The sequence below is a fragment of the Psychrobacter sp. GW64-MNA-CIBAN-0177 genome (assembly GCF_040309585.1).
GTDB lineage: Bacteria > Pseudomonadota > Gammaproteobacteria > Pseudomonadales > Moraxellaceae > Psychrobacter > Psychrobacter okhotskensis.
On record NZ_JBEOOY010000483.1, the window covers coordinates 1 to 249 of the forward strand.

General features: G+C 45.0%; 1 protein-coding gene. It reads left to right on the top strand.

The annotated features are described in order from the left end of the window. The coding region (locus AAEY79_RS15910) for a hypothetical protein (RefSeq protein WP_352289636.1) at positions 1–249 on the top strand (249 nt) is incomplete at both ends.

The following is a 249-nucleotide window of genomic DNA, read 5'->3' on the forward strand; positions in this document are numbered from 1 at the left end:
CAACACCCCCAAGGCAATTACGCTGCCGCGATTCAAAATGGGGCTAATATTATTAATGTTGCTGAGTTGCCATATGCCGATAACATAGCCGGCATGCATTTAGATGATGTTGTGCAATACATTCTGTTATCAACCCCGACTTACGCCGATAAACAACATCTACTGTGTATTCCTGAAGGTGGGCGCTGTGAATACGCAGAAACGGGTATTGCGCAGCTTGCTAGTGAAATTATTGAGTGGGCTCAGATT